General features: G+C 70.7%; 18 protein-coding genes and 3 pseudogenes. 8 read left to right on the top strand and 13 right to left on the bottom strand.

Annotation, left to right across the window (positions count from 1 at the left end; all coding sequences use genetic code 11):
- Nucleotides 1–99: 99 nt before the first annotated feature.
- Nucleotides 100–1,011 carry an NAD(+)/NADH kinase gene (locus tag GA0070619_RS06595; RefSeq protein WP_393391241.1) on the top strand — a complete coding sequence of 304 codons (912 nt, stop codon included), beginning with the start codon at nt 100–102 and terminating at the stop codon, nt 1,009–1,011.
- Between the two features lie 103 nt (nt 1,012–1,114).
- Here the strand turns inward: GA0070619_RS06595 and pgm are convergent, their stop codons facing one another.
- Together pgm and glgC are read right to left on the bottom strand one after the other, a co-directional pair.
- Nucleotides 1,115–2,755 carry a phosphoglucomutase (alpha-D-glucose-1,6-bisphosphate-dependent) gene (gene pgm / locus GA0070619_RS06590; RefSeq protein ID WP_088947235.1) on the bottom strand — a complete coding sequence of 547 codons (1,641 nt, stop codon included), beginning with the start codon at nt 2,753–2,755 and terminating at the stop codon, nt 1,115–1,117.
- A gap of 31 nt (nt 2,756–2,786) precedes the next feature.
- The gene (gene glgC, locus GA0070619_RS06585) at nt 2,787–4,019 is read right to left on the bottom strand and encodes a glucose-1-phosphate adenylyltransferase (RefSeq protein WP_088947234.1); all 1,233 of its coding nucleotides are present in this window, start codon (nt 4,017–4,019) and stop codon (nt 2,787–2,789) included.
- A gap of 72 nt (nt 4,020–4,091) precedes the next feature.
- On the opposite strand from glgC, the gene glgA reads away from it, so the two are divergent.
- The gene (gene glgA, locus GA0070619_RS06580) at nt 4,092–5,303 is read left to right on the top strand and encodes a glycogen synthase (RefSeq protein WP_088947233.1); all 1,212 of its coding nucleotides are present in this window, start codon (nt 4,092–4,094) and stop codon (nt 5,301–5,303) included.
- Nucleotides 5,304–5,325: 22 nt separating this feature from the next.
- On the opposite strand, the gene GA0070619_RS06575 is transcribed toward glgA, so the two are convergent.
- From GA0070619_RS06575 to GA0070619_RS06565, 3 genes are all read right to left on the bottom strand, one after another.
- The gene (locus GA0070619_RS06575) at nt 5,326–5,721 is read right to left on the bottom strand and encodes a fluoride efflux transporter FluC (RefSeq protein WP_157743922.1); all 396 of its coding nucleotides are present in this window, start codon (nt 5,719–5,721) and stop codon (nt 5,326–5,328) included.
- Complete coding sequence (crcB, locus tag GA0070619_RS06570; protein WP_088947231.1) at nt 5,721–6,119, bottom strand: fluoride efflux transporter CrcB; 399 nt, start codon at nt 6,117–6,119, stop codon at nt 5,721–5,723. Before crcB ends, GA0070619_RS06575 begins: the two co-directional genes overlap by 1 nt.
- A 105-nt stretch (nt 6,120–6,224) precedes the next feature.
- Entirely contained in the window at nt 6,225–7,169 is a 945-nt protein-coding gene (locus GA0070619_RS06565; protein ID WP_088947230.1) for an inositol-3-phosphate synthase, read from the bottom strand.
- A 209-nt stretch (nt 7,170–7,378) separates the two neighbouring features.
- Here GA0070619_RS06565 and GA0070619_RS06560 point away from each other — a divergent pair, with 209 nt between their 5' ends.
- Together GA0070619_RS06560 and glgB are read left to right on the top strand one after the other, a co-directional pair.
- Entirely contained in the window at nt 7,379–9,589 is a 2,211-nt protein-coding gene (locus GA0070619_RS06560; RefSeq protein ID WP_088947229.1) for an alpha-1,4-glucan--maltose-1-phosphate maltosyltransferase, read from the top strand.
- Nucleotides 9,577–11,679 carry a 1,4-alpha-glucan branching protein GlgB gene (glgB, locus tag GA0070619_RS06555; protein WP_088947228.1) on the top strand — a complete coding sequence of 701 codons (2,103 nt, stop codon included), beginning with the start codon at nt 9,577–9,579 and terminating at the stop codon, nt 11,677–11,679. The genes GA0070619_RS06560 and glgB overlap by 13 nt, the downstream gene beginning before the upstream one ends.
- Nucleotides 11,680–12,195: 516 nt before the next feature.
- Here glgB and GA0070619_RS06545 read toward each other — a convergent pair.
- From GA0070619_RS06545 to GA0070619_RS32970, 3 genes are all read right to left on the bottom strand, one after another.
- Nucleotides 12,196–12,717, bottom strand: coding sequence for a hypothetical protein (locus GA0070619_RS06545; RefSeq protein WP_088947226.1), 522 nt, complete (start codon nt 12,715–12,717; stop codon nt 12,196–12,198).
- An 87-nt stretch (nt 12,718–12,804) separates the two neighbouring features.
- Nucleotides 12,805–13,260, bottom strand: a complete 456-nt coding sequence (locus tag GA0070619_RS06540) for a PH domain-containing protein (RefSeq protein ID WP_197699606.1) — start codon at nt 13,258–13,260, stop codon at nt 12,805–12,807.
- Between the two features lie 58 nt (nt 13,261–13,318).
- Nucleotides 13,319–13,759 (bottom strand): hypothetical protein, encoded by a 441-nt coding sequence (locus GA0070619_RS32970; RefSeq protein WP_197699704.1) that lies wholly within the window; start codon nt 13,757–13,759, stop codon nt 13,319–13,321.
- A 105-nt stretch (nt 13,760–13,864) separates the two neighbouring features.
- Here GA0070619_RS32970 and GA0070619_RS34040 point away from each other — a divergent pair.
- Nucleotides 13,865–14,035: pseudogene (locus tag GA0070619_RS34040) on the top strand (alpha amylase C-terminal domain-containing protein); the annotation flags it as partial.
- A gap of 158 nt (nt 14,036–14,193) precedes the next feature.
- On the opposite strand, the pseudogene GA0070619_RS34035 reads toward GA0070619_RS34040, so the two are convergent.
- The 5 genes and pseudogenes from GA0070619_RS34035 to GA0070619_RS06515 all read right to left on the bottom strand — a co-directional run.
- A pseudogene (locus tag GA0070619_RS34035) lies at nt 14,194–14,676 on the bottom strand (DUF6346 domain-containing protein); the annotation flags it as partial.
- 615 nt (nt 14,677–15,291) lie between these two features.
- Nucleotides 15,292–16,212, bottom strand: a complete 921-nt coding sequence (locus tag GA0070619_RS06530) for a hypothetical protein (RefSeq protein WP_157743921.1) — start codon at nt 16,210–16,212, stop codon at nt 15,292–15,294.
- A gap of 44 nt (nt 16,213–16,256) precedes the next feature.
- Nucleotides 16,257–16,605: pseudogene (locus GA0070619_RS06525) on the bottom strand (dihydrofolate reductase family protein); the annotation flags it as partial.
- A 314-nt stretch (nt 16,606–16,919) separates the two neighbouring features.
- Complete coding sequence (locus tag GA0070619_RS06520) at nt 16,920–18,938, bottom strand: family 10 glycosylhydrolase (protein ID WP_231927305.1); 2,019 nt, start codon at nt 18,936–18,938, stop codon at nt 16,920–16,922.
- 64 nt (nt 18,939–19,002) lie between these two features.
- A complete protein-coding gene (locus GA0070619_RS06515; RefSeq protein WP_088951600.1) occupies nt 19,003–20,043 on the bottom strand; it encodes an App1 family protein in 1,041 nt (346 codons plus the stop codon).
- A 121-nt stretch (nt 20,044–20,164) separates the two neighbouring features.
- Here GA0070619_RS06515 and GA0070619_RS06510 point away from each other — a divergent pair, with 121 nt between their 5' ends.
- The 3 genes from GA0070619_RS06510 to GA0070619_RS06500 all read left to right on the top strand — a co-directional run bounded on the left by GA0070619_RS06510 (nt 20,165) and on the right by GA0070619_RS06500 (nt 23,465).
- Nucleotides 20,165–21,784, top strand: coding sequence for a hypothetical protein (locus GA0070619_RS06510; protein ID WP_088951599.1), 1,620 nt, complete (start codon nt 20,165–20,167; stop codon nt 21,782–21,784).
- Between the two features lie 65 nt (nt 21,785–21,849).
- Nucleotides 21,850–22,647: a peroxide stress protein YaaA gene (gene yaaA / locus GA0070619_RS06505; protein ID WP_088947222.1), complete on the top strand. Its 798-nt coding sequence runs from the start codon at nt 21,850–21,852 to the stop codon at nt 22,645–22,647.
- 107 nt (nt 22,648–22,754) lie between these two features.
- Nucleotides 22,755–23,465 (top strand): hypothetical protein, encoded by a 711-nt coding sequence (locus GA0070619_RS06500; RefSeq protein WP_088947221.1) that lies wholly within the window; start codon nt 22,755–22,757, stop codon nt 23,463–23,465.
- Nucleotides 23,466–23,514: the final 49 nt, after the last annotated feature.

Raw genomic sequence — 23,514 nt, 5'->3', positions numbered from 1 at the left:
GGCGGCGAGGTGCGCCGGGGGTCCGCGGACCTCCGGCGCACCTTCGGTGTACGCCGGGTGCGGTCGCCACCGATGTGATGAGCTGTACGGGTGTCGGGGCTGGGACTTGTGCTGCACCCCACCCGGGATGTCACCGAGGTGGTCGGGATCATCGAACGGTGGGCGACGCGCCACCGCAAGACGCTGATCGTGCGCGAGGAGGACCGGCACCGGGTGCCGTCCTGCGTCGAACCGGTGCCGGCGGACGAGGTCGCCGCCCGGGCCGACGCGTTGATCAGCGTCGGCGGCGACGGCACCATGCTGGGTGCGCTGCGCTCCGCCATCCGCGACCCGAAGCCGGTGCTCGGCGTACACCTGGGTCATCTGGGGTTTCTCGTCGAGATCGAGCCGCCGGAGCTGCCCGACGCGCTGAGCCGGCTGCTGTCGAAGGACTTCACCATCGAGTCGCACGCCTGCCTGGCGTGCGACGTGTGCGGGGACGACGTCGTGGCGTTCAACGACATCGCGCTGGTACGCCAGCCCGGGTCCGGCTTCGTCAGCGTCACCCTCGCCATCGACGGCCAGCAGTACGGCTACTACCGCAGTGACGCCGTGGTGGTCAGCACCCCGGTCGGCTCGACGGCCTACAGCTACGCCGCCGGTGGTCCACTGATCTCCCCCGCCGCCGACTCGGTGGTGATCACGCCGTCGGCGCCGATGGCCGGTATCTCCCGGTCGGTGGTGCTCTCGGCGGACGAAAAGATCCGGCTGGAGATCCGACCCGACTCGTCGCCGGTCGTGGTGGAGATGGACGGGCTGGTGTTCCGCGACGCGGCGACGGATGGGGCTGTGGACATCACGTACCGCCGCAACGCCGGCCTGGTGGTCCGTTTCGACCCGCTGCGCTACCAGGAACGCAACCAGCTGAAGATGACCCTGCTCGACCTGCCGTTCCTCCCCGAACAGCTCCGCGAGCTGCTCCCCGAGGAGCTACGCCGACGCACCCAACAAGAAATCCCCCCACCCTGCTAACCCACCCCACCCCTTTACCCGGGTGATCAAGAGGTTTGCGTCATGACACGCCGCCCGGCGTGACGCAAACCTCTTGATCAACTGGGTTAGCCGGGGTCCGGGGTTAGGCGGTTAGGGCTTGGTCTACCAGGGCTTTGGCTTCTTCCTGGATCTTCTTGAGGTGGTCAGGGCCCTGGAAGGACTCGGCGTAGATCTTGTAGACGTCCTCGGTGCCGGACGGGCGCGCGGCGAACCAGCCGGACTTCGTGCTGACCTTGAGGCCGCCGATCGGGGCGTTGTTGCCGGGGGCGGTGGTCAGCGTCGCGGTGATCGGCTCGCCGGCAAGCTCGGTGGCGGTGACCTGGTCCGGCGAGAGCTTGCCGAGCACGGCCTTCTGCTCCCGGGTGGCCGGGGCGTCGATCCGGGCGTACGAGGGCGCGCCGAACCTCTCGGCCAGCTCCGCCCAGTGCTCGCTCGGGCTGCGCCCGGTGGTGGCCAGGATCTCGGAGGCGAGCAGGCAGAGCAGCAGGCCGTCCTTGTCGGTGGTCCAGGTGGAACCGTCTCGGCGCAGGAACGACGCCCCCGCGCTCTCCTCACCGCCGAAGCCGACCGCGCCGTCGAGCAGGCCGGGCACGAACCACTTGAAGCCGACCGGCACCTCCAGCAGCGGCCGACCCAGGTCCGCGGCGACCCGGTCGATCATCGACGAGGAGACCAGCGTCTTGCCCACCGCGGCGTCCGGACCCCATTCGGTACGGGTACGGAACAGGTGACCGATCGCCACCGCCAGGTAGTGGTTGGGGTTCATCAGCCCGGCGTCCGGGGTGACGATGCCGTGCCGGTCGGCGTCCGCGTCGTTGCCGGTGGAGATCTGGTAGTCGGCGCGGGCGGCGATCAGCGACGCCATCGCGTTGGGCGAGGAGCAGTCCATCCGGATCTTGCCGTCGCCGTCCAGGGTCATGAACCGCCAGGTCGGGTCGACCGTCGGGTTGACCACGGTCAGGTCCAGGCGGTGCCGCTCGGCGATCTCACCCCAGTACGCCACGCTGGCCCCGCCCAGTGGGTCCGCGCCGATCCGGATCCCGGCATCGCGGATGGCGTCGATGTCGATCGCCGAGGGCAGGTCGTCGACGTAGTGGGCGAGGAAGTCGTACTCCCCGGTGGTGTCGGCGGCCCGAGCACGCGCGTAGGTGATCCGGCGGACCTCCTTGAGCCCGGCGGCGAGGATGGCGTTGGCCCGGTCCTGGATCCACCGGGTGACGTCGGTGTCGGCCGGCCCGCCGTTGGTGGGGTTGTACTTGAAACCGCCGTCGTCGGGCGGGTTGTGCGACGGGGTGATGACGATGCCGTCGGCGAGCCCGCTGGTGCGGCCCCGGTTGTGGGTGAGGATCGCGTGCGACAGCGCCGGCGTGGGGGTGTAGCCGTCGCGGCTGTCCACCAGCACGGTGACCCCGTTGGCGGCGAGCACCTCCAGGGCGTCCACCGCGGCCGGCGCGGAGAGCGCGTGGGTGTCGCGGGCGAGGAAGAGCGGCCCGTCCAGGCCCTGCTCGCGCCGGTAGTCGCAGAGCGCCTGGGTGACCGCGAGGATGTGGTCGGAGTTGAACGCGTTGCGCAGGCTGGAGCCGCGGTGCCCGGAGGTGCCGAAGGAGACCTGTTGCGCCGGGTCCGTGGGATCCGGATGCTCGGCGTAGTAGGCGGTCACCAGGCGCGGCACGTCGACCAGGTCGGCGGGCTCGGCGGGCTGGCCGGCACGGGGGTGGGTCACTGCGGGATCCTCCTCGGGGAGTACGCGTCGGTCACGGCTCGACCTTCTGGCCCTTGCCGATCACCACGATGCCGTTGTCGGAGACGGTGTAGCGCTGCCGGTCCTTCTCCAGGTCGACGCCGATCTCGGCGCCCTCCGGGACGAACACGTTCTTGTCCAGGATCGCCCGCCGGACCACCGCGTGCCGGCCGATCTCCACACCCTCCATCAGCACCGAGCCCTCGACGTGCGCCCACGAGTGCACCCGCACCTTCGGCGAGACGATCGAGTTTTCCACCAGTGAGCCGGAGATCACCACGCCCGGGGAGACCATCGAGCCGACCGCCCGGCCGACCCGCTCACCCCACTGGTGGACGAATTTCGCCGGCGGCCACGGCGGCTGCTCGGTGTAGATCGGCCAGTCGAAGTTGTACATGTTGAAAACGGGGTGCACGTTGATCAGATCCATGTGGGCGTCGTAGAACGAGTCGAGCGTCCCCACGTCGCGCCAGTAGCCGCGGTCCCGGTCGGTGCTGCCCGGCACCTCGTTGTCGCGGAAGTCGTAGACGTTGGCCTCGCCCCGCTCGACGAGCATCGGGATGATGCTGCCGCCCATGTCGTGCTTGCTGGTCTTGTCTTCGGCGTCGCGCTCGACCGCCTCGCAGAGTGCCCGGGTGGTGAAGACGTAGTTGCCCATCGAGGCGTAGATCTCGTTCGGCGCGTCGGGCAGACCGACCGCGTCGGTGGGCTTCTCGCGGAACGCCCGGATCCGCTTGCCGTCCTCGCCGACCTCGATGACGCCGAACTGGTCGGCCATCGACAGCGGCTGGCGGATGCCGGCGACGGTCACCGCGGCGCCGGAGGCGATGTGGTCCTCGACCATCTGCCGGGGGTCCATCCGGTAGATGTGGTCGGCGCCGAAGACGATCACGTAGTCAGGCTGCTCGTCGTTGATGAGGTTGAAGCTCTGGTAGATGGCGTCGGCCGAGCCGGCGAACCACCACGGGCCGCGACGCTGCTGCGCGGGCACCGGGGTGACGTAGTTGCCGAGCAGCGTGGACATCCGCCAGGTCTTGGTGATGTGTCGGTCGAGGGAGTGGGACTTGTACTGGGTCAGCACGACGATCTTGAGATAGCCGGCGTTGGCCAGGTTGGAGAGGACGAAGTCGACCATGCGGTACATCCCGCCGAACGGGACGGCCGGCTTGGCCCGATCCGTGGTGAGTGGCATCAGGCGCTTGCCCTCACCACCCGCCAGGACGATCGCGAGCACCTTGGCAGCCATGCCCCGACGCTATCCACCCTCGCCCCACTTCACCACTCGTACGGGGAGTCTTCTGCACTAGGGTGCGGGGTCATGACGGAACCCACCCCGCTGCGCGTCGATCTGCTCACCCGCGAGTACCCGCCGGAGGTCTATGGCGGCGCCGGGGTGCACGTCGAGTACCTGGCCCGGGAGTTGCGCCGCCTCACCGACGTCCGCGTGCACTGCTTCGGTCTGCCGCGCAGCGAGCCGGGCGTCACCGCGTACGCCGAACCGCCCGGCCTGACCGGCGCGAACGCCGCGCTGCGCACGATGGGCGTGGATCTGGAGATGGCCGCCGGCGCGGCCGGCACCGACGTGGTGCACAGCCACACCTGGTACGCGAACATGGCCGGCCACACCGCGAAGCTGCTGCACGGGGTGCCGCACGTGGTGACCGCGCACAGCCTGGAGCCGCTGCGGCCGTGGAAGGCCGAGCAGCTCGGCGGCGGTTACGCGCTCTCGTCCTGGATCGAGCGCACCGCCATGGAGGCCGCCGACGCCGTGATCGCGGTCAGTGGGGGGATGCGCAACGACGTGCTGACCGCCTACCCGCAGATCGACCCGTCCCGGGTCCGGGTGGTCTACAACGGCATCGACACCATCCAGTACGCCCCGGACTCCGGCACCGACGTGCTGGACCGGCTCGGTGTCGACCCGTCCCGACCCAGCGTGGTCTACGTGGGCAGGATCACCCGGCAGAAGGGGCTGCCCTACCTGCTGCGGGCCGCCCGGGAGCTGCCGGCGGACACCCAGCTCGTGCTCCTCGCCGGAGCGCCGGACACGGCCGAGATCGCCGCCGAGGTGGAGGAGTTGGTCGCCGAGTTGCGGGCCAACCGCTCCGGCGTGGTCTGGGTGGCGGAGATGCTGCCCAAGCCGGAGGTGATCCAGGTGCTCACGCACGCCACCGTCTTCGCCTGCCCGTCGATCTACGAGCCGATGGGCATCGTCAATCTGGAGGCGATGGCCTGCGAGACGGCGGTGGTGGCGACCGCGACGGGTGGCATTCCCGAGGTCGTGTCCGACGGCGAGACGGGCCTGCTGGTGCCGATCGAGCAGGTCACCGACGGGTCGGGGACCCCGTTGGAGCCGGAGAAGTTCGTCGCCGACCTGGCGTCGGCGATCAACACGCTGCTCGCCGACCCGGCGCGTACCGCCCGGTTCGGTCAGGCCGGTCGGCGGCGCGCCGTGGAGCACTTCTCCTGGGACGCCATCGCCCGGCAGACGCTCGACATCTACCGCTCGCTGGTGGTGAAGGGGGCCTGACGGAGAACGCCGCTGGACAGGCCTAGAGCAAGCTGCCGAGCCACAGGCCGAGCGCGGCCACCACGAGGCTGACGCAGAGACTGCCGAGCACGTTGAAGGCCTCGACGGCGGCGTTCTTGCGCAGCAGTCCCAGGGAGTGCCATTCCTCGGTGGAGAAGGTGGTGTACGCGCCGAGGAAGCCGACGCCGACGATCGTGGCGAAGTCCTGTGCGCCGGCGGCGGTGTGTTTCACCGCGTAGCCGGTGACGATGCCGAGCACGAAGGCACCGGAGACATTGATCAGGAAGGTGCTCGCCGGGAAGGCCTTGCTGGGCCCGTTGACCCGCGCGCTCCACCACGGCTTCACCAGCGCGTCCACCCCGGCCCGGGACAGCGCACCCAGCCCGCCGGCCAGGAACACTCCGATGCCCACCCACATCACGCACCCCTTCCCGCCGGGTGCCCCACCCGCAGTTCCGCCAGACGGGCGCCGAGCGCCGCCGCGATCACCCCACCGACGATGGACACCACGAGGTAGACGATGCCGATCCCACTGCGCCGCGCCCCGATCAGTTGGTCAGCCTCGACGATGAAGTGCGACCAGGTCGTGAACCCGCCGATGAGTCCGGTCGACAGAAACGGCTTGCCCCACGGGCCGGGCAGCCGGTGTGCCGCGAGCAGCGTCATCACGGCGCCGAGAGCGAAGGCGCCCACCATGTTGATCACGAAGGTGACCCAGGGGAAGTCAGGTGGCGTGGCCGGCGCGAGGCCGAGCCCCAGCAGGTAGCGCAGGGTGGCGCCGATGCCACCGCCGACGACGATCGCGAGGATTGTCATTCGCCCATTCACTCACCGTCGTCCTCCACCGACGCCCGGGCTGGGCAGCCCTCACCCGTACGATCGACACCCCCGCCTGGTCGTCCCGACGCCGTTCGACGCCGGTCAGATCGCCGTTCCGGGCGGAGACTTGAGCAGGGACGTCGCGTGAGCGGGATGACCACCGTGCCCGTTGCGGAGCGCGCTGGCTGCGATGCGGATGAGGTCGATGTTGACCCCGGCGGCGCCACTGGGGTCGTCCACCTTCAGTTTCACGTCGAGGCTCACCACCGTTTGGCCCCAGCCCTGCGCCTCGATGTTGAGGTGCGCCACCTTCTGTGACCGCAGGTGCGGCAGGTACCCGAGCGGAGCCATTTCGACCTTGTCGGCGTCCGGCAGGGCGTTGAGCTTGGACTGCTTCTTGGTGTTGGGGTTCTCGACAAGGTTGCGGAAGTCCTCGGTGCCGCCCAGATTGACCTGGTAGGAGCTGACCAGCGTGAGGCCCCGCTCCTGGAGCAGCCGCAGCAGCGCGTTGTGCACCACCGAGGTGCCGAACTGGCTGGCGAGGTCGTCTCCGAGCAGCGGCAGACCGGCCGCCTCGAACCTGCTCATCACCTGCGGATCGCGGGCGATCGGGTCGGCGGTGGTGTTGATGAAGGCGACGCCCGCGCTGCACGCCGCCTCGGCGTACGCCCGGGCGATCTCCGGTCGGCCGCTCGGCGCCGAGTAGAGCAGCACCTCCGCCCCGGCCAGCGCCGCCGCCACCCGGTCCACCCCGGTCGCGTCGACAAGCCCCTCGGTGACGGGGACACCTGCCTCGGGCAGGTCGCAGTCGAGCCGGGGGAAATTGTTGGGCGGCAGGAAGATCGCCTCGGTCAGGTCCCTGCCGATCTTCTCCGGGGAGGTGGCGAAGGCCGCGACGAACTCGATGTCGCCGACTGCGAGCCCGTCGACGGTCGGCCTGCGGACGCCCACCAGACTGCCGTTGTGGCGGTGGAGCGCGATTCCCTGCACCAGCGCCGAGGTGTTGTTGCCGACACCCACCACCGCGACTTTCACCCGCTTGATCATGGCCGGAGGCTACGTCACGTCACCCGCGCCGGAAAGATCCGGACAACTTCGGGGAAACTGCTGTGTCAGCAACGGTTGAGGCAGCAGTTTCCCTGAAAGTGCGCGAATCTTGACCCGAGTGCGCGGATCGTGGCGCGCGACCCCGGGGGCAGGGAGGGACAGGCGTGCTTGGCCGCGCGCGAACGGATCTCGCGCAGTAGGTTGGCGGGGTGACTGGACGGTTCCCGATCGAAGACGTCTCCCCCGTCGTCTCGTGCGGGCGGTACCCGGCCAAGGCGGTGGTCGACGAACCGGTTCCGGTGTCGGCGCGCGCCTACCGGGAGGGGCACGACGCGCTGGGCTGCAACGTGGTGTGGACTGGTCCGGACGGCACGAGCCGGCCGTTCACCCGGATGCGCCCCGGCGAGCCCGGCCAGGACCGTTGGCACGCCACCATCGCCCCGGACGCGGTCGGCGAGTGGACGTTCTCCGTCGAGGCGTTCCAGGACCCGTACCTGACCTGGCAGAACGCGGTGACCAAGAAGATCGCCGCCGGGCAGGGGCCGGAGGACCTGGCCAACGACCTGGCCGAGGGCGCGCGGGTGCTCGCCGCCGCCCGGGACCTCGTCCCGACCGCCGACCGGCCCCGGGTCGCCGATGCCCTCACCGCGCTGGTCGAGACCGACCTGCCGCTGCCGCAGCGGGTCGACCCGGCGCTGGCGCTGGCCGACCTGCTCTGGGAGCACCCGGTGCGGGAGCTGGTCACCACCGGTGACACACACTCGATCTGGGTTGACCGCAAGCGGGCGCTCTACTCGGCCTGGTATGAGTTCTTCCCCCGCTCCGAGGGGGCGGTGGGTGGCCGCTCCGGCACCTTCGCCACCGCCACCGACCGGCTGCCGGGCGTGGCCGCGATGGGCTTCGACGTGCTCTACCTGCCGCCGATCCACCCGATCGGCCGGGTCAACCGCAAGGGCCGCAACAACGCGCTCACCGCCGGGCCGACCGACGTGGGCTCACCGTGGGCGATCGGCGCCGCCGAGGGCGGCCACGACACCATCCACCCCGACCTGGGTACGCCCGCGGACTTCCGCGCCTTCATCGAGGCGGCGGCGGCGCAGGGCCTGGAGGTCGCGATGGACCTGGCGTTGCAGTGCGCGCCGGACCACCCGTGGGTCACCGAGCACCCGGAGTGGTTCACCACCCGGGCCGACGGCAGCATCGCGTACGCGGAGAACCCGCCGAAGAAATACCAGGACATCTACCCGGTCAACTTCGACAACGACCCGGAGGGCATCCGGGCCGAGGTGCTGCGGGTCGTGCTGCACTGGGTCGGCGAGGGCATCCGGATCTTCCGGGTGGACAACCCGCACACCAAGCCGTTCGACTTCTGGCACTGGTTGATCGCCGAGGTGAAGACTGTCGACCCCGACGTGCTGTTCCTGGCCGAGGCGTTCACCCGGCCGGCCATCATGCACGGCCTCGGCAAGATCGGCTTCACGCAGTCGTACACCTATTTCACCTGGCGCACGACGGCCGCCGAGATGCGGGAGTACTGCGAGGAGCTGGTCGAGTCGGCCGACCACATGCGGCCGAACTTCTGGCCGAACACACCGGATATCCTGCACGAGTCGTTGCAGCACGGCGGCCCGCCGATGTTCAAGATCCGGGCGGTGCTGGCCGCGCTGCTCTCCCCGTCCTGGGGCATGTACGCCGGTTTCGAGCTGTTCGAGCACGTGGCCCGGCCGGGCGCCGAGGAATACCTGGACAACGAGAAGTACGAACTGCGCCCCCGGGACTGGGCCGGCGCCGAGGCGCAGGGCCGTTCGCTGGCACCGTTCCTCACCACCCTCAACCGGGTACGCCGTGACAACCCGGCCCTGCACCAGCTCCGCAACCTGCGCTTCCACGAGATCGACAACCCGGCGTTGCTCTGCTGGTCGAAGCACGACCCGGAGACCGGCAACACCGTCATCGTGATCTGCTCGTTCGACTCGCGCGAGGTGCAGTGGGGCAACACCACCCTCGACATGCCGGCGCTGGGCTTCGACTGGCACGAGCGGTTCACCGTGCACGACGAGCTGACCGGCACCAGCTACGACTGGGGTCAACGCAACGCGGTGCGACTCGACCCGTACCTGCAACCGGCGCACGTGCTGACCGTGCGTCGGCCGGCCCCGCCGACCGAGCCGCAGCCGGCGGGCGCCGAGCCGGCGGACCTCACCGTCGCCGAGGTGCCGGACGACCTGTCCGGCGGCACCGCGCCGACAGCTCCCGCGCCGACTCCTCCTGCACCGACACCTCCTGCGCCGACACCTCCCGTTCCGACTCCGCCCCGCCGGTCGGGCCCGGTACCGACCCCGCCGCGCCGATCGGCGACCCGCCCGCCCGCCTCCGCACCGACCGACGCCGCCCCGAAGGACGCCCGATGGACCAGCTGATCTCCGGCGCGACGCACGACCCGCACGCGCTGCTCGGCGCGCACCCCGCCGACTCCTCGACGACGATCCGCACGATGCGCCGGGGCGCCGGCGACGTGGTGCTGCTCGTCGGCGACGAGCGACACCCGATGAAGCGGGTGCACGACGTGGGCGTCTTCGAGACCCAGGTCGAGGGCACAGTGCTCGACTACCGGGTGGAGGTCGACGGCACCGCGCACGACGACCCGTACCGCTATCCGCCGACGCTCGGCGAGCTGGACCTGCACCTGATCGGCGAGGGCCGGCACGAGCGACTGTGGGACGCCCTGGGCGCACGGGTCTTCGACGAGGGCGTGGCGTTCAGCGTGTGGGCGCCCAACGCCGGCGGGGTCCGGGTGGTCGGCGACTTCACCGGCTGGGGGCCCGACGACGGCTGGCCGATGCGCTCGCTCGGCTCCAGCGGCGTGTGGGAGCTGTTCGTCCCCAACGCCCGGGTCGGAGCCCGCTACAAGTACCGGGTGCTGGGCGCCGACGGGCAGTGGCGGGACAAGGCCGACCCCCTGGCCGCGTACGCGGAGGTGCCCCCGGCCACCGCCTCGGTGGTGCACCACTCGACGTACCGGTGGAACGACGCGGACTGGCTGGCCCGACGGGCCGAGCGGCAGCCGCACCAGGAGCCGATGAGCGTCTACGAGGTGCACCTCGGTTCGTGGCGACCCGGGCTGAGCTACCGCGAGCTGGCCGACCAGCTCACCGCGTACGTCACCGAGTTGGGCTTCACGCACGTGGAGTTCCTGCCGGTGATGGAGCACCCGTTCGGCGGTTCCTGGGGTTACCAGGTCACCGGCTACTACGCGCCGACGTCCCGCTTCGGTGACCCGGACGAGTTCCGGCACCTGGTCGACCGGCTGCACGCCGCGGGCATCGGCGTGATCCTGGACTGGGTGCCCGCGCACTTCCCCAAGGACGAGTGGGCTCTCGGCCGCTTCGACGGCACCCCGCTCTACGAGCACCCCGATCCGCGCCGTGGCGAACATCCCGACTGGGGTACGTACGTCTTCGACTTCGGCCGCAACGAGGTGCGCAACTTCCTCGTCGCCAACGCGCTCTACTGGTGCGACCAGTTCCACGTCGACGGGCTGCGGGTGGACGCCGTCGCCTCGATGCTCTACCTGGACTACTCCCGCAACCACGGCGAGTGGGCCCCCAACCAGTACGGCGGCCGGGAGAACCTGGAGGCCATCGCGCTCATGCAGGAGGTGAACGCGACCGTCTACAAGCACCACGCCGGGGTCGTCATGATCGCCGAGGAGTCCACCGCCTGGCCGGGTGTCACCAGTTCCACGGCCGAGGGCGGGCTGGGCTTCGGGTTCAAGTGGAACATGGGCTGGATGCACGACACCCTGCTCTACACCTCGAAGGACCCGATCTACCGCCAGCACCACCACCACCAGCTCACCTTCTCCCTGGCGTACGCCTGGAGCGAGAACTACGTGCTGCCGATCAGCCACGACGAGGTGGTGCACGGCAAGGGCTCGCTGGCCGGCAAGATGCCCGGCGACACCTGGCAGCGGCTGGCGAACGTGCGGGCGCTGTTGGCGTACATGTGGGCGCACCCGGGCAAGCAACTGCTCTTCATGGGCTCGGAGCTGGCCGACGACCGGGAGTGGAGCGAGGAACGCGGCCTCGACTGGTACCTGCTGCACGACCCGGCCCGCGCCGGGGTGCAGCGCCTCGTCGCTGACCTCAACCGCGTCTACCGGGACACCCCGGCGCTCTGGGCACAGGACACCGAGCCGGCCGGGTTCCGGTGGATCGCCGGCGACGACGTCGCCAACAACGCCGTGTCGTTCGTCCGGATCGCCCCGGACGGCTCGACCCTGGTCTGCGTGGCGAACTTCTCCGCCCAGCCGCTGCACGACTACCGGATCGGGTTGCCGGCCGGCGGGACGTGGCAGGAGGTGCTCAACACCGACGCGCACCACTACGGCGGGTCGGGGGTGGGCAACCTGGGCGAGGTACGTGCCGAGGACGTGCCGTGGCACGGGATGGTCGCCTCCGCGGCCCTCCAGGTCCCGCCGCTCGGTGCCGTCTGGCTCCGCCAGGGCTGACCATGCCGCCGCCGACACCGGCCGAACACCAGCTGCTCGACCAAGCACTCTCCATCGTGGAGAGAGACGTGGAGGTGGTGGTCGGCGAGGCCGGAGGACTACGCCTGGTCACCAGCAGAGGCCAAGTTTTCGTAGCTCTGGATGATGGCCGGTTTCACGGTGACCCGGTCCAAGTTCAGCCCGGGGACACTGCCGCCAGGATCATCGCCGTTGTCGCCGAAGCCGCTCAGGACACCGTCATGGGTGTGCTCTGGAAAGCTTGGCCGGAATGTCCCGTGCACCACACCGTCGCGAGCGTCTCCCGTTCGGCAGGAGAGTCGGCCGCAGTCAGGGACAAAGATGCCGTGAGCTGGCGCTGCTCTGCGGAGGAGGGACCGCCCACGGTGGCCACCGTGGGCTCGCTGCCCGGCGACGCCGGGCCGCAGGTCACTCCCGGCGGGCGTTGGGACTCCACGGCAGGGTAGGACGTGCGACGCCTGGTCGCGGTCACCTGCTCGTAGGGCATCTGCCTGCTCCTCAAAGGACACGGACCAACGAGGGTACGAGCAATGCGAAGACCGACCAGCCACCTACCAACCACAGCAGGTGGCGCCGCCAGGTAACTGCGCTTTCCGGGTCGTCCTTGTCGGCTGCGAGAGCAAGGCGCTTCCCATAACTGTCGATCTTCTTGACCGCTCGATGGGCTCCCGGATACCCCATCAGGCGGCCGACGACGGAGGGCTGGAACGCGTAGCAGTGGACGTCCTCGGCGCCCCTGACCCTGACAACGAGACCATGCTCCGCGACCACCTCCTGGACGCGACCCCACGGTATCGCGGTCGACAGTCCCGGGTTGACCACCAGAAGGGCGGCCGGAGTCACCTTCACGTAGGAGAACATGGCGGCGAGCGTGACGAGGTGACAGAGGCCGACGAAGAACGCGGCGACCAGCACCAACTCACCCCAACCGTTCGCCGGATTCCTGCTGAACATCACCATCATGAAGCCGAACACGGCCCACAGCATCAGACCGCCGAACCACGCGCCCCAGCTCCTCATCGGCATCAACGCTGGGCGACCTCCGCTCATGATCCTGCGCCCGCTGGCTGGCCGCCACGGAACCGGCTCCGCCAGGGCTGACCCAGGTTAGCTCCGCCAGTGCTTCAGGTGCTCGTTGAGGTCGGCGACGGCCCGCTGCCCGGGCGAGGCGTCGTGCCGGAACAGCCCGTACCCGCCGAGGGCGTTCAGCTCGACGGTGATCGCCCTGCCACCCTTGCCCCGTCGTCGGATCACTGGAGCCGTCGGCCCCGTCACGACTGGTGGGCCTCCGCCCTGCGCCAGCTCGACTCCGAGGATCTCATCCCAAGCGATGGTTGTGGTGCGGGTGAACTCCCGTACCACGACACCGCGGGGCTTGGCGTAGACGCCGAGAGTCGGTGCGCGGAAAAATCCGGTCCAACAGAGAAGAGCAGCAATCCCGAAGCCGACAGCCGAAACCGCGTTCTTCTGAGAGAGCGCGACGCCGGTGAGGACGGCCGCCATCACCGTCATGACGACCATCAGAACGATGTTCCAGAACCACGACCGCCACGCTGTTCTCATTCCGACCTTCCGCGTGCTGGCCATCGACCCCGCCGGACCGTCAGGACCAGTGCCAGCTTCAGCGCCACGCGCCGCCGTCACCGACGTCGGCCGCATCCGAACCAGCCCCGGTGATCCGAATGGCCTCCCTGATCCGCCGAACTGTCTCGTCCCGATAGGGAACGGCGTCGCGCAACTGCCAGACGAAACCCAGGCCCGTGGGGAGGATGGCGCCGAAGGAGACGGTTTCGCCGTACCTGGAACTGATCGTCAACCGCGCGCCGGACGCGGGTTCTGCGGCCGTCACGTCCGGAAGGCTCATCGACTTGGCGCGAACCCAGACCTCTCCAGGGTTGTGGATCTTCCAGATCCGAGCAGGCGCGAAGAGCAGGCGCCTGGTGGTGAGGATGAGGAGGGCCCCGTAGGCGCTGAACACCGTTCCACCAAAGGGAAAATATCCCCGTTGGGTGAACAGGATCCGTTCGTCAGGCGCCAACTGCGGCTGCACGTATTTCAACATCACATCCGCCCCCGCTCCACCCTCCCGTTCGGGTGGGTCGGATGGGACCGTAGCGCAGCACGGCAACTCTCAGCTGCGGCCGACCGATGCTCAAACCAGGCCGGTGCCGGCGGAACGTGGACCGAGGTGCTCAACACCGACGCGCACCACTACGGCGGGTCGGGGGTGGGCAACCTGGGCGAGGTGCACGCGCAGGACGTGCCGTGGCACGGAATGGCGGCGTCGGCGGCGCTGCGGGTGCCGCCGCTGGGCGCGCTCTGGTTACGCATGAGCTGAGCCGGGGATTCAGCCGCGGGCCGGTTCACCCCCTCCATCAGCCCCCGCAGGCGTTCCTCCGCGCGGCTCACGGGCTTCTTCGCCTCCCGGCGACGCAGCCGGGCGTAGTACCGCGGCACACCCAGCACAGTCCGCTGCAGCGCGTACCAGACCCCGCAGAGCAGGAGCAGGAGCATGGCGTTCCTCACCATGCGCAGCATCTCCAGGGCAAGGGCCCAGACGCGCCACGCGGGACGCCCGTACCGGCAGTCGGCATTGTCCTTCTCGTAGCACGCCTCCCGGAACTCGACGGGCTTCCCCCGGTCGTCCGGGGTGACGATCGAGTGCTTCACCACGGTGTCGACCTCGCGGCCGTCGTGGGTCCGGATCGTCACCTCGCAGTGCCACCAGTAGCCGAAGCCGTCACCGCTCACCGGGCCGACCCGCCGGCAGTCCCGCACGGTGGCCTCGGCCGGCCGCTCGGCAGGGCTGGACTTCACCACCCCGGTGCCCGGGTAGAAGCTCGCCACCGTGTCGCACACCAGCGTGGTGACGACGATGGCAGCGACGGCGGCGACAGCCGCCCCGAACTGCGTCAGTCGGCCCCAGAACGGTCCGCGCTGCTCGTACGCAGCGATCTGCTTGCGCTGGATCTCCGCCATCTCATCCGAACCGGTGCCGCTCAGAGGAAGGCCGCCTCGGGAAAGTGGAGAGTCATCTCGGTTCGCCCACCGTCGGTGCTCGCCGCGTCGACCATGTGACGTCTCCTCACCGCCGCGCGACCTGGCCCGCTTGGCCGAGCCGCCCACCCGGGTCGGCCTTCGTGCGGGACATGAGGCGGCTGTGCAGCAAAAGATATTCGGGGGTGGCAACGTGCGTGGTTGTGCGCCTCGAACATCAGACCTTCTCCTCGGTCGGCTGTCTGGTGGGGAGCGTTGCCTCGATACGGTCGTTGCTGAGCCAGTGGAAAAGGATCGGCCCGAGAGCGACGACGATGGTGCCGACTAGGAAGAAGGGCCGGCCAGGACAACCCGAGTGCGCGGGCCAGGATGCCTCCCAGGACCGCGCCCAGGGCGGAGGCCCCGGTCGACAGCGTGCGGAAGACGGCGGTGTTGCCCCACAATCGTCGGAACATGCGCCAGGCTGCCTGGTCCTGCGTCGAGTCTGACATCGCCTTTCTCCCAAGACGAGCGTGCGGGGTCAACGAAGGTGATCTCACAACTGCGGCCCGGCGGTGGGTGCCTGGCCGCAGGAGGGCAGATAAGGCTGGTCCGCGGCTAGCGGCTGGCCGCGTCCTCGAAGACCAGCAGGTGCGGAGGCTGATCGTCGCGACGAGGGGTGGGGACAGGAAGGCCGGGACGCAGCACCGGAGCAAGGGCGTCGAAGACGCCGTGCACCGCCTCGCCCCGGTAGTCCTCGAACCGCTCCGTCGCCTTCAGCCACAGCGCCCCACTGGCCAACTGCTCGACCCGGGCGAAGGCGCTGGTCGCCCGGAGCTCGTCGATACCGCCGAGCCTGGCCACCAACTCCTTAGGCACGATCGTCAGCCACGAGTATCCCCGCAGGTAGCGGCGGCAGTCGTTGACCGTGTGCTCGGGATCGCGCTGCTGCGGAGGATAGTCGCCCGGCGGCAGGCAGTCCTCCAGGCCCGTGGCGCCGAGCCCGTAGCTGTACGAGATGTGGCCGAAGCCAGGGTCCCACGTGCTGGCGTGTCCGTGCAGCACGTCCAGCCACGCTCGCTGGACGTCGAGGCTGCTGTCGGAGCCGTCCAGGCTCTCGTCGCTGCCCAGCAGCGCAAGCCGCACCCATCCGGGGGACGCCGGATGGGTGCGGGCGCTCAGCACGAGATGCCGCCGCGCCCGGTGCCCCCGCTCGTCGAACGTCCCGATCTGCAGAGTGACCATGTCCGGGAGGCACACGAGTTCCTTCTTCAACCAGGCGAACCCGGTGTCCGAACAGGTGCGCTCCCTGGTCTTCGGCGGAACGTCGACCCCACCGCGGGTGACGGCGAGCACCCCGAAGGTGGAGCCGGGTGCCCCGAGGGACCTGGAGACCCGGGCCGACAGGGGCGACATCGCCTTGCGGGCCGCTGGCAGCAGCTGCGCCGATGCACCGTCCAGCCACTCGTACACGACCCGACCGAGGTCGCTGGTCGGGCCGTCCACATTCCACTGCAGGTCCACGGGGAGCGGGAGCACGACGCTCGCCGTCCTTTCTCAGGGCAAGGGGTCTGAGCGTCTCATCATCCCCGAGGGCGCACGGCGTAGGTCAGGTGCGTCGCCCGCGGCGTCGACTCCGAACGGATCGGCAGGATCGTCTCACTGCCGCCGGCGATGCGACGTCCCGGCCGCCGGCGGCCTCGCGGGCCTGACCCAGCGCGCTGTGGATGACGTCGTCGACGAAGAGAACGTCGTCCCGCCCGACCGCTCCCAGGGGTCGCGCTGCTGGTGGGTGAGGACGAACACGGGGGTGTGGAAGGGCGGCGCCTGTGGCCCGGAGTGCTCGCCGAACGCGAAAATGCGCTTGCCCATGACGCTCGCGCCGGTGCGCTCGAACATCTCCCGGACGATGTCGTTGTCGCGCCCGGCATCCTCTTTTGCTCTGCCGCCCTCGGCGCAACGCGCTCCAAGCGCGGTGCCTCCCGTCGCCCGTCTTCGCTGCTCGCAACGCGTGAAGTGACTACGGGGTACTGGTGTTGCGGTCACGGAAGCAGAGCAAAGGAAGCGGAGGGCATGACCCTGCCGGGCATTCCGGTGCCGGAACACCAGCCCGGTCGACGGTCGCGACCCGCGAATTCGTAGACGCCTCCGCAGCGGCAGACGTTCGGCCGTAGACACCCGTTGGGGTGCCTACGGCCGAACAGACCGGCACGGCTCTTGGCCGTATGAGAAAGCGCTCTGTCGGCTCAGAGCCGGGTGATCCGGACAGCGTCGGCTACGACGTACCCCTGGGTGCTGGTCCAGCGGCTGACCCCGACGACCTGGCGTGTCCCCGCGGCGAAGTCGTAGGTGCCCAGCACCCGCCACTGCCCGCCGCCGGTGCGCTGGTCGACGGATGCCGTCACGGTTCCGTTCGCGGTGGCCACCAGGTGCGGCGTGGCGCTGTTGTAGCCGGGGTCCGCCGGGTACCAGACCTCGACCCGGTACGAGCCGGCAGCGGGCAGCGTCGCGCTGAACCAGGCCGGGTCGCTGACCGCCTGCGGCTCGGCGAATCGGTAGTTCGTGCCGTACCGCGTGGTGAGGTACGACGACGTGCCCCAGGTGGCGGCGGCGGTGAAGCCACCAGTGGTGGTGTTGTCCACGATCACGCTGAACGTGCCGCCGCTACCGGTGACGACCCGCGCGTTGCTGGCCGGGCTCTCGTGGTGCAGCCGGTCCAGTGCGGTCACCAGGTACCGGTAGGTCGAGCCCGCCGCGGCGGTGGCGTCGGTGAACGTCCCGGTGCTGCCAGACGCGCGCACCGTGCCGAGCAGGTTGCGGGCGTCGGTCAGGTCGCAGGGGTCGACCGCGCCGTCACCGGGCAGTCGGTACACGGCGTACTCGGCGGTGCTTCCGGTGCCGCCACGCTGCCAGTTCATTGTCACGCCGCCGGTGCCGCGTACCGCCGAGGTGAGGTTCGGCGCGGCGGGCGCTGAGCCACCCACGCCGGCGGGTGCCAGGGCGGGCCTGCGGTAGTGGTCGGTCGCCACCCGGGAGACGGCGCCGATGCGGTCGGCGCGTACGTCCTTGGCGCTGAAGTGGATGTCACCGAGGATCCGGGGGTAGGTGCGGTTGAGGGTGAGGTGGTCGGTCAGTTCGGCCGGGTCCTGCCAGGCGGCGTCCTGCCCGGACGCCCCGGCGCGGTAGGTGGCCTGCCCGACGAGCAACTGCACGTTGGTGCCGGTGACGGTCTCCGACCACCAGCGGACCAGTTCCGCGTAGTCGGCCGCGGGGTGGCCGATCTGCCAGTAGATCTGCGGGGCGATGTAGTCGATCCAGCCCTGCTTCACCCAGCGTCGGGTGTCGGCGTAGATGGCGTCGTACGACTGGAGGCCGGTGGTGCGCGAGCCGAGCGGGTCGGTGCCGGCGTTGCGCCAGATGCCGAACGGGCTCACGCCGAGCTTCACCCACGGCTTCGCCGCCCGGATCTTGGCACTCATCTCCTGCACCAGCAGGTTGACGTTGTTGCGCCGCCAGTCGGCGATGGTGCTGAAGCCGGCACCGTACTGGGCGTACGTGGCCTGGTCGGGGAAGCCCCCACCGCTGCCCGGGTACGGGTAGAAGTAGTCGTCCCAGTGCACCGCGTCGATGTCGTAGCGGCTGACGGCGTCCATCATGGCGGTCTGCACGAAGGCCCGGACGGCGGGGATGCCGGGGTTGTAGTAGAGCTGGCCGTTGTAGGCGACGGCCCAGCCCGGGTTCCTGCGGGCCGGGTGGTTGGCGGCCAGTTTGGTGAGGTCGGTGTGGGTCGCGACCCGGTACGGGTTGAACCAGGCGTGGAACTCCAGGTTGCGGGCGTGCGCCTCGGCCACCATGAAGGCCAGCGGGTCGTAGCCGGGGTTGCCGCCCTGGGTTCCGGTGAGCCACTGCGACCACGGCTCGTACGTCGACGGCCAGAACGCGTCGGCGGCGGGGCGGATCTGCACGACGACGGCGTTCATCCGACGCTGCCTGGCCAGGTCGAGCCAACCCCGGTACTCCGACTGCTGAGCGGCGGGGGTGAGCCCGGTGCGGCTGGGCCAGTCGATGTTGGCCACGCTGGCCATCCACATGCCCCGGAACTGCCGCTTCGGGGTGGCCGGATCGGTCGCGCAGGCCGCCTGGGCGGCCACCGGCACGGTGTCCGGCGGGGTGTCCGGCGGGGTGGCGGGGGCCGCTGCTGCGCCGAGCATCAGCGCCGCTACCAGTGCCAGGCCTGAAAAATATCGATAGCAGTCTCTGGGCATGAAAGGATTTTCAACGTTGCCCGACTGTTGTGCAAGTAACCTTCACGACGGCGACGTCGGACGGTCAGACCAGCCCGGCGTCGCGCAACAGCTTCCACAGCCCCGCGCCGTCGGGTGCGGAGAGCCACTTCTGCCCCACCGGTCCCGCCGACGACGAGCCGGCCGGGGCGGGCAGGCTACCGGCCAGCACCGACTGCGTCGGCGAGAGCCGACGGATCGCCACCGCGGCGACGTTCTCCGGGTGGGCGGCGGCGAACTCGCGGTAGATCTCCTGGTCGTGCTGCCCGTCGTCGCCGACCAGCAGCCACTTCACGTCGGGAAACTCCTTGGCCATCCGGGCCAGGGTGACCCGCTTGTGCTCCCGCCCGCTGCGGAACCACCGGTCGGCGGTCGGCCCCCAGTCGGTCAACAGCAGCGGCCCGGCCGGGTAGAGGTGCCGGGACAGGAACCGGGTCAGCGTCGGTGCCACGTTCCACGCGCCCGTGGAGAGGTAGAAGACCGGGGCGCCGGGGTGTCCGGTGACGAGCCGCTCGTAGAGCACGGCCATGCCGGGCACGGCGTTGCGGGCGTGCTCGTCGAGCACGAACGTGTTCCACGCGGCGAGCAGCGGTCGGGGCAGCGCGGTCACCATCACCGTGTCGTCGATGTCGGAGATGATGCCGAACTTGACCTCCGGGTCGAGGATGCGCACCGGCGCGTCGACCGGCTCGGCGTCCGGCACGCTGAGCCGGACGGTGCCCCAGCCGGGTGGCAGGTCGGCCTCGACCAGGGTGTCGACGAAGCCGCTGCGGTCGGCCTGCGTCTCGTGCCGCACCCCGCCGGCCTCGATGGTCACTGTGACGTGCTTGTTGGGCAGCGTGGTGAAGCTGCGCCAGCCGCGGACCTTGTCCAGCCGACCCCGCTGGCGGGTGTCCGGACGGCCCAGCAGGACCCGGCACATCACCCGCACCCAGCCCGGCGCGCCATAGCCGGTGTACGCGACGATGTTGACCCGCCACCCTGTGCGCCGCAGCCGACGCTGGACGAGCTCGTGGACGGCGTCCTCGATCCGCGCAGCTCGGTGCAGGTTCGGAACGGCCAACTGGCCGGCGGGAGTGGGTGGCACCCGCCAACCCTGCCACACGTCGTCAGCCACGGCCACGTGAGCCGTGCCGGCTGCGCCGATCCACCCCGGCGACCCCGCCGAACGTGAAACACTCCGTCCGGACGGCGACGGGGGCGTGGTCGTGTCAGATCTGGAGCAGCACCGTGGGCGATGGCGTCCGCGACTCGACCGGCCGGCGCTCGTCGCGCTGCTGTTCGAGCTGGCCGGTGTCGTCTACCGGCTGGTCCTGACCCTGTTCACGGTGCCGGTGTCGAACAGCGACGAGGCAACCTTCGGTCTCGCCGCGCTGCACATCGGGCAGGGCCGGGAACGCCCGGTCTTCCTCTACGGCCAGCACTACATGGGGATGCTGGAGTCGTACCTGGCCGCTCCCCTGCTGGCGGTGGCCGGGCCGAGCTGGCCGGTGCTGCGGCTGCCGATGCTCGCGCTGTACGCGCTGTTCCTCTACCTGATCCACCGGCTGACCCGTCGGCTCTGCACACCCTGGTTCGCCACCTTCGTCGTGGGCCTGCTCGCGCTCGGCGGAGAGCGGGTGGTGCGCGACCAGATCACGGTGGTCGGTGGCCGGCCCGAGGTGAAGCCGGCGGTGCTGCTGATGCTGCTGCTCACCGTGGGGTTGGCCGCCGGCACAGTTCGCCGCCGACGGCTCGCGGTCGCGGTGTTCGGCCTGCTCGTCGGGTTGGCCGCCTGGTCGGACTGGCTGATCCTGCCGTACCTGGCGGTGGCCGGACTCGCCCTGGTGTGGGCGGTGCGGCGGGAACTGCTCGGCTGGTCCGGCCTGCTGCTGGTGGTGGGGGCCGTCGTCGGGGTGGCGCCGATGATTCTCGACAACCTGCGGGCCGGGCCCGGTGAGGACTCGCTGTCGGTGTTCCGCGAGGTCAGCACCAAGGCCGGGCCGACGCCGCCGTGGTCGGACCGGATCCGAGGCGGTCTGCTGGAGGGGGTGCCGCTGGCGCACGGGCTCTGCCCGGTGGGCGGCTGCGGCCGGTGGCAACAGTGGTTCGGCGTGTTGTATCCGGTGCTGCTGGTGGTCGGCGCGGTGCTCGCGGTGCTCGCGTACCGTCGCGCGGCTGCGGCGCCGCGCGGGGAGCGGGTCGGGCCGGTCGTGCAGCTCGCGCTGGTCGCCGGTGCCGCGTTGACCCTGCTGTCGTACGTGCGCAGCCCGCTCGCCGCGACCAGCCCGCTGGACAACGCCCGGTACCTGTCGGTGCTGCAACTGTCGCTGCCGGCGGTGCTCTGGCCGCTGTGGGTGGCGGCGGTGGCCTGCTGGCGGGGCACGGTCGGGGCGCTCGGCCGGCTCACCGGCGCGCTGTCCACAGCCGTGCTGGCCGCGCTGACCGCGACCACGGTGGTGATCACCGTGCTCTTCGCGGCCACCGACACCGGCGCGTCGCGGACCGAGGAGCGCGGGGCCCGGGAGTTGGCCGCCGCGCTGCGCGCTGACGGACCCCACGAGGTGTACGGGGACTACTGGACCTGTAACCGGTTGATCTTCAACACGGATGAGACGGTGGTCTGCGGGGTGCTCGACGGCGACCTGTCCCCCGGGCAGAACCGCTACCGGCCGTACTGGCGGCAGGTCGGGCGGGCCGAACGACCGGGGTACGTGGTGGAGGTCGACTCGCCGATGGATCGGCGGCTGCGTCGGCTGCTCGCCGACCGTGCCGACACCGCACTCGTGCGCGAGGTCGGCGGCTATCGCGTGTACCACCCCGACACCCCGGTACGACCCTGGCGGTAGCGACGGGTCGTACGCTGGCCGGGCCGGCGCGTGGGGCGCCGCCGTTGCGCCCGTCGAGGAGAACCATGCTCATCCTGCTGCCGCCCTCGGAGGGGAAGGCCGACGCCGGCACCGGGCGGCGCTGGGCCCCGGACCGGGTCTCGCTGCCCGAGCTGAACGCTGCCCGTGAGCGGGTGCTGGACGCCCTGGTGGCGCTCTGCGCCGGGCCGGACGAGGAGGCCGCGCGGGCGGCGCTCGGGCTCAGCGACGGCCAGCGGGGCGAGCTGCGGCGCAACGCCCGGCTGCGGGAGGCTGCCACCGCGCCCGCCGAGCGGCTCTACACCGGGGTGCTCTACGAGGCGTTGGACCTGGCCTCGCTGCCGGTTGCGGCGCAGCGGGCGGCCCGCCGGTCGATCATGATCAGTTCCGGGCTGTGGGGCGCGGTCCGGCTGGCCGACCGGATCCCCCCGTACCGCTGCCCCATCGGCGCTCGCCTGCCGGGCGTCGGGGCGTTGTCCGCGTACTGGCGTCGGGAGCTGACGCCGGTGCTGGACGCCGCCGCCGGTAAGGGCCCGGTGCTGGACCTGCGCTCCGGCGCGTACGCGGCCACCTGGACGCCGCGCGGGGCGCTGGCCGAGCGGACCGTCACCGTCCGGGTGCTGCACGAGCGGGAGGTGGACGGCGTACCGGTCCGGTCGGTGGTGAGCCACTTCAACAAGGCGACCAAGGGGCGGCTGGTCCGCGACCTGCTCGTCGCCGGCGCCCGACCGCGCACCGCCGACGAGCTGGTCGGCACGCTGGGCGAGCTGAAGCACACCGTCGTGGAGCAGCCCACCGAGCCCGGCCGAGTACGGCAGGTCGACCTGGTGGTCACCGACCTGTAGCAGTTCCGGCAGCCGCAAGATTTGCTCAAGGCTGGGCCGGAGGAGTTCCGTAACGGCGACGCAGGGACCACGGTAGGGGAACCCAGACTCCGGCAAGGGAGCCTTCGTTGACCCTCGAACCCGCCCTGCTCGACCGACCCCGGTCCCCGGCGCCGTCCTCTCCGTTGGACTGGCTGACCCTGGGCGACGCGTTCGAGGCTGCCTGCCTGCTGCGCTGCACACCGCCGCCGACCGCCGCCCGGCCGGGCCCGGCACGCCTGGCGCACGCGCCCGGGGTGGAGTTCAACCGGGAGGACGCCGCACAACGCACCCGGCAACTGCTCGCCCGGCTGGACATCCCGGTGACCCACGAGGTCGTCGTGGGCGGCCTGCGCCGCCGCTACGAGCTGCACCGGCTCTGGGTGCCGCAGGAGCACCGGGAGGCGTACAGCCGGGTGTTGGACGCAGGCTGGTGGCAGGGGCGGCGTGAGCTGCTCGGCGGGCCGCTGCCCGGTGCCTCGCCGGCGCGCCGGCGGTTGGTGAGCCGGCTCGCGGCGGCGGCCTGGCGCTCGGCGCTGCTGGCCGCCGGGCGGCACGTCCGGCGGCACATCCTCGGCGTGCGGCTCACCGACCGGGAGCTGGCCGCGGTGCTGATCCGCAGCGCTGCCGTGCTCGACGTGCCGGCCCGGCTGCGCCCCGGCACCGGTTGCTTCCTGGTCAGCGTCGCCGACGGCCCGGACCGGGCGCGGATCCTGAGCAGCGCGGCGTTGGAACCGGCGCGCGGGGCGGTGGCGACGCGGAGCGGGGTCGTGACGCCGACACGCAGCCCGGCCTGCTGATCGAGGTTCCGGCCACACCCACCCGGCGCGGCACGGCAGGGGGCTTGCG

The organism is Micromonospora zamorensis, assembly GCF_900090275.1.
GTDB classification, from domain to species: domain Bacteria; phylum Actinomycetota; class Actinomycetes; order Mycobacteriales; family Micromonosporaceae; genus Micromonospora; species Micromonospora zamorensis.
The sequence above is the reverse complement of the archived record's forward strand: the minus strand, read 5'-3'. Positions and strand labels throughout refer to the sequence as shown.

Excerpts from the sequence above, each read along its gene's own strand:
- glgC (WP_088947234.1), bottom strand. The coding sequence starts at position 4,019 with ATGGCTGCCAAGGTGCTCGCGATCGTCCTGGCGGGTGGTGAGGGCAAG.
- glgA (WP_088947233.1), top strand. The coding sequence starts at position 4,092 with ATGACGGAACCCACCCCGCTGCGCGTCGATCTGCTCACCCGCGAGTAC.
- GA0070619_RS06575 (WP_157743922.1), bottom strand. The coding sequence starts at position 5,721 with ATGTGGGTGGGCATCGGAGTGTTCCTGGCCGGCGGGCTGGGTGCGCTG.
- crcB (WP_088947231.1), bottom strand. The coding sequence starts at position 6,119 with ATGACAATCCTCGCGATCGTCGTCGGCGGTGGCATCGGCGCCACCCTG.
- GA0070619_RS06565 (WP_088947230.1), bottom strand. The coding sequence starts at position 7,169 with ATGATCAAGCGGGTGAAAGTCGCGGTGGTGGGTGTCGGCAACAACACC.
- glgB (WP_088947228.1), top strand. The coding sequence starts at position 9,577 with ATGGACCAGCTGATCTCCGGCGCGACGCACGACCCGCACGCGCTGCTC.
- GA0070619_RS06545 (WP_088947226.1), bottom strand. The coding sequence starts at position 12,717 with ATGAGGAGCTGGGGCGCGTGGTTCGGCGGTCTGATGCTGTGGGCCGTG.
- GA0070619_RS06540 (WP_197699606.1), bottom strand. The coding sequence starts at position 13,260 with ATGAGAACAGCGTGGCGGTCGTGGTTCTGGAACATCGTTCTGATGGTC.
- GA0070619_RS32970 (WP_197699704.1), bottom strand. The coding sequence starts at position 13,759 with ATGTTGAAATACGTGCAGCCGCAGTTGGCGCCTGACGAACGGATCCTG.
- GA0070619_RS06520 (WP_231927305.1), bottom strand. The coding sequence starts at position 18,938 with ATGCCCAGAGACTGCTATCGATATTTTTCAGGCCTGGCACTGGTAGCG.
- yaaA (WP_088947222.1), top strand. The coding sequence starts at position 21,850 with ATGCTCATCCTGCTGCCGCCCTCGGAGGGGAAGGCCGACGCCGGCACC.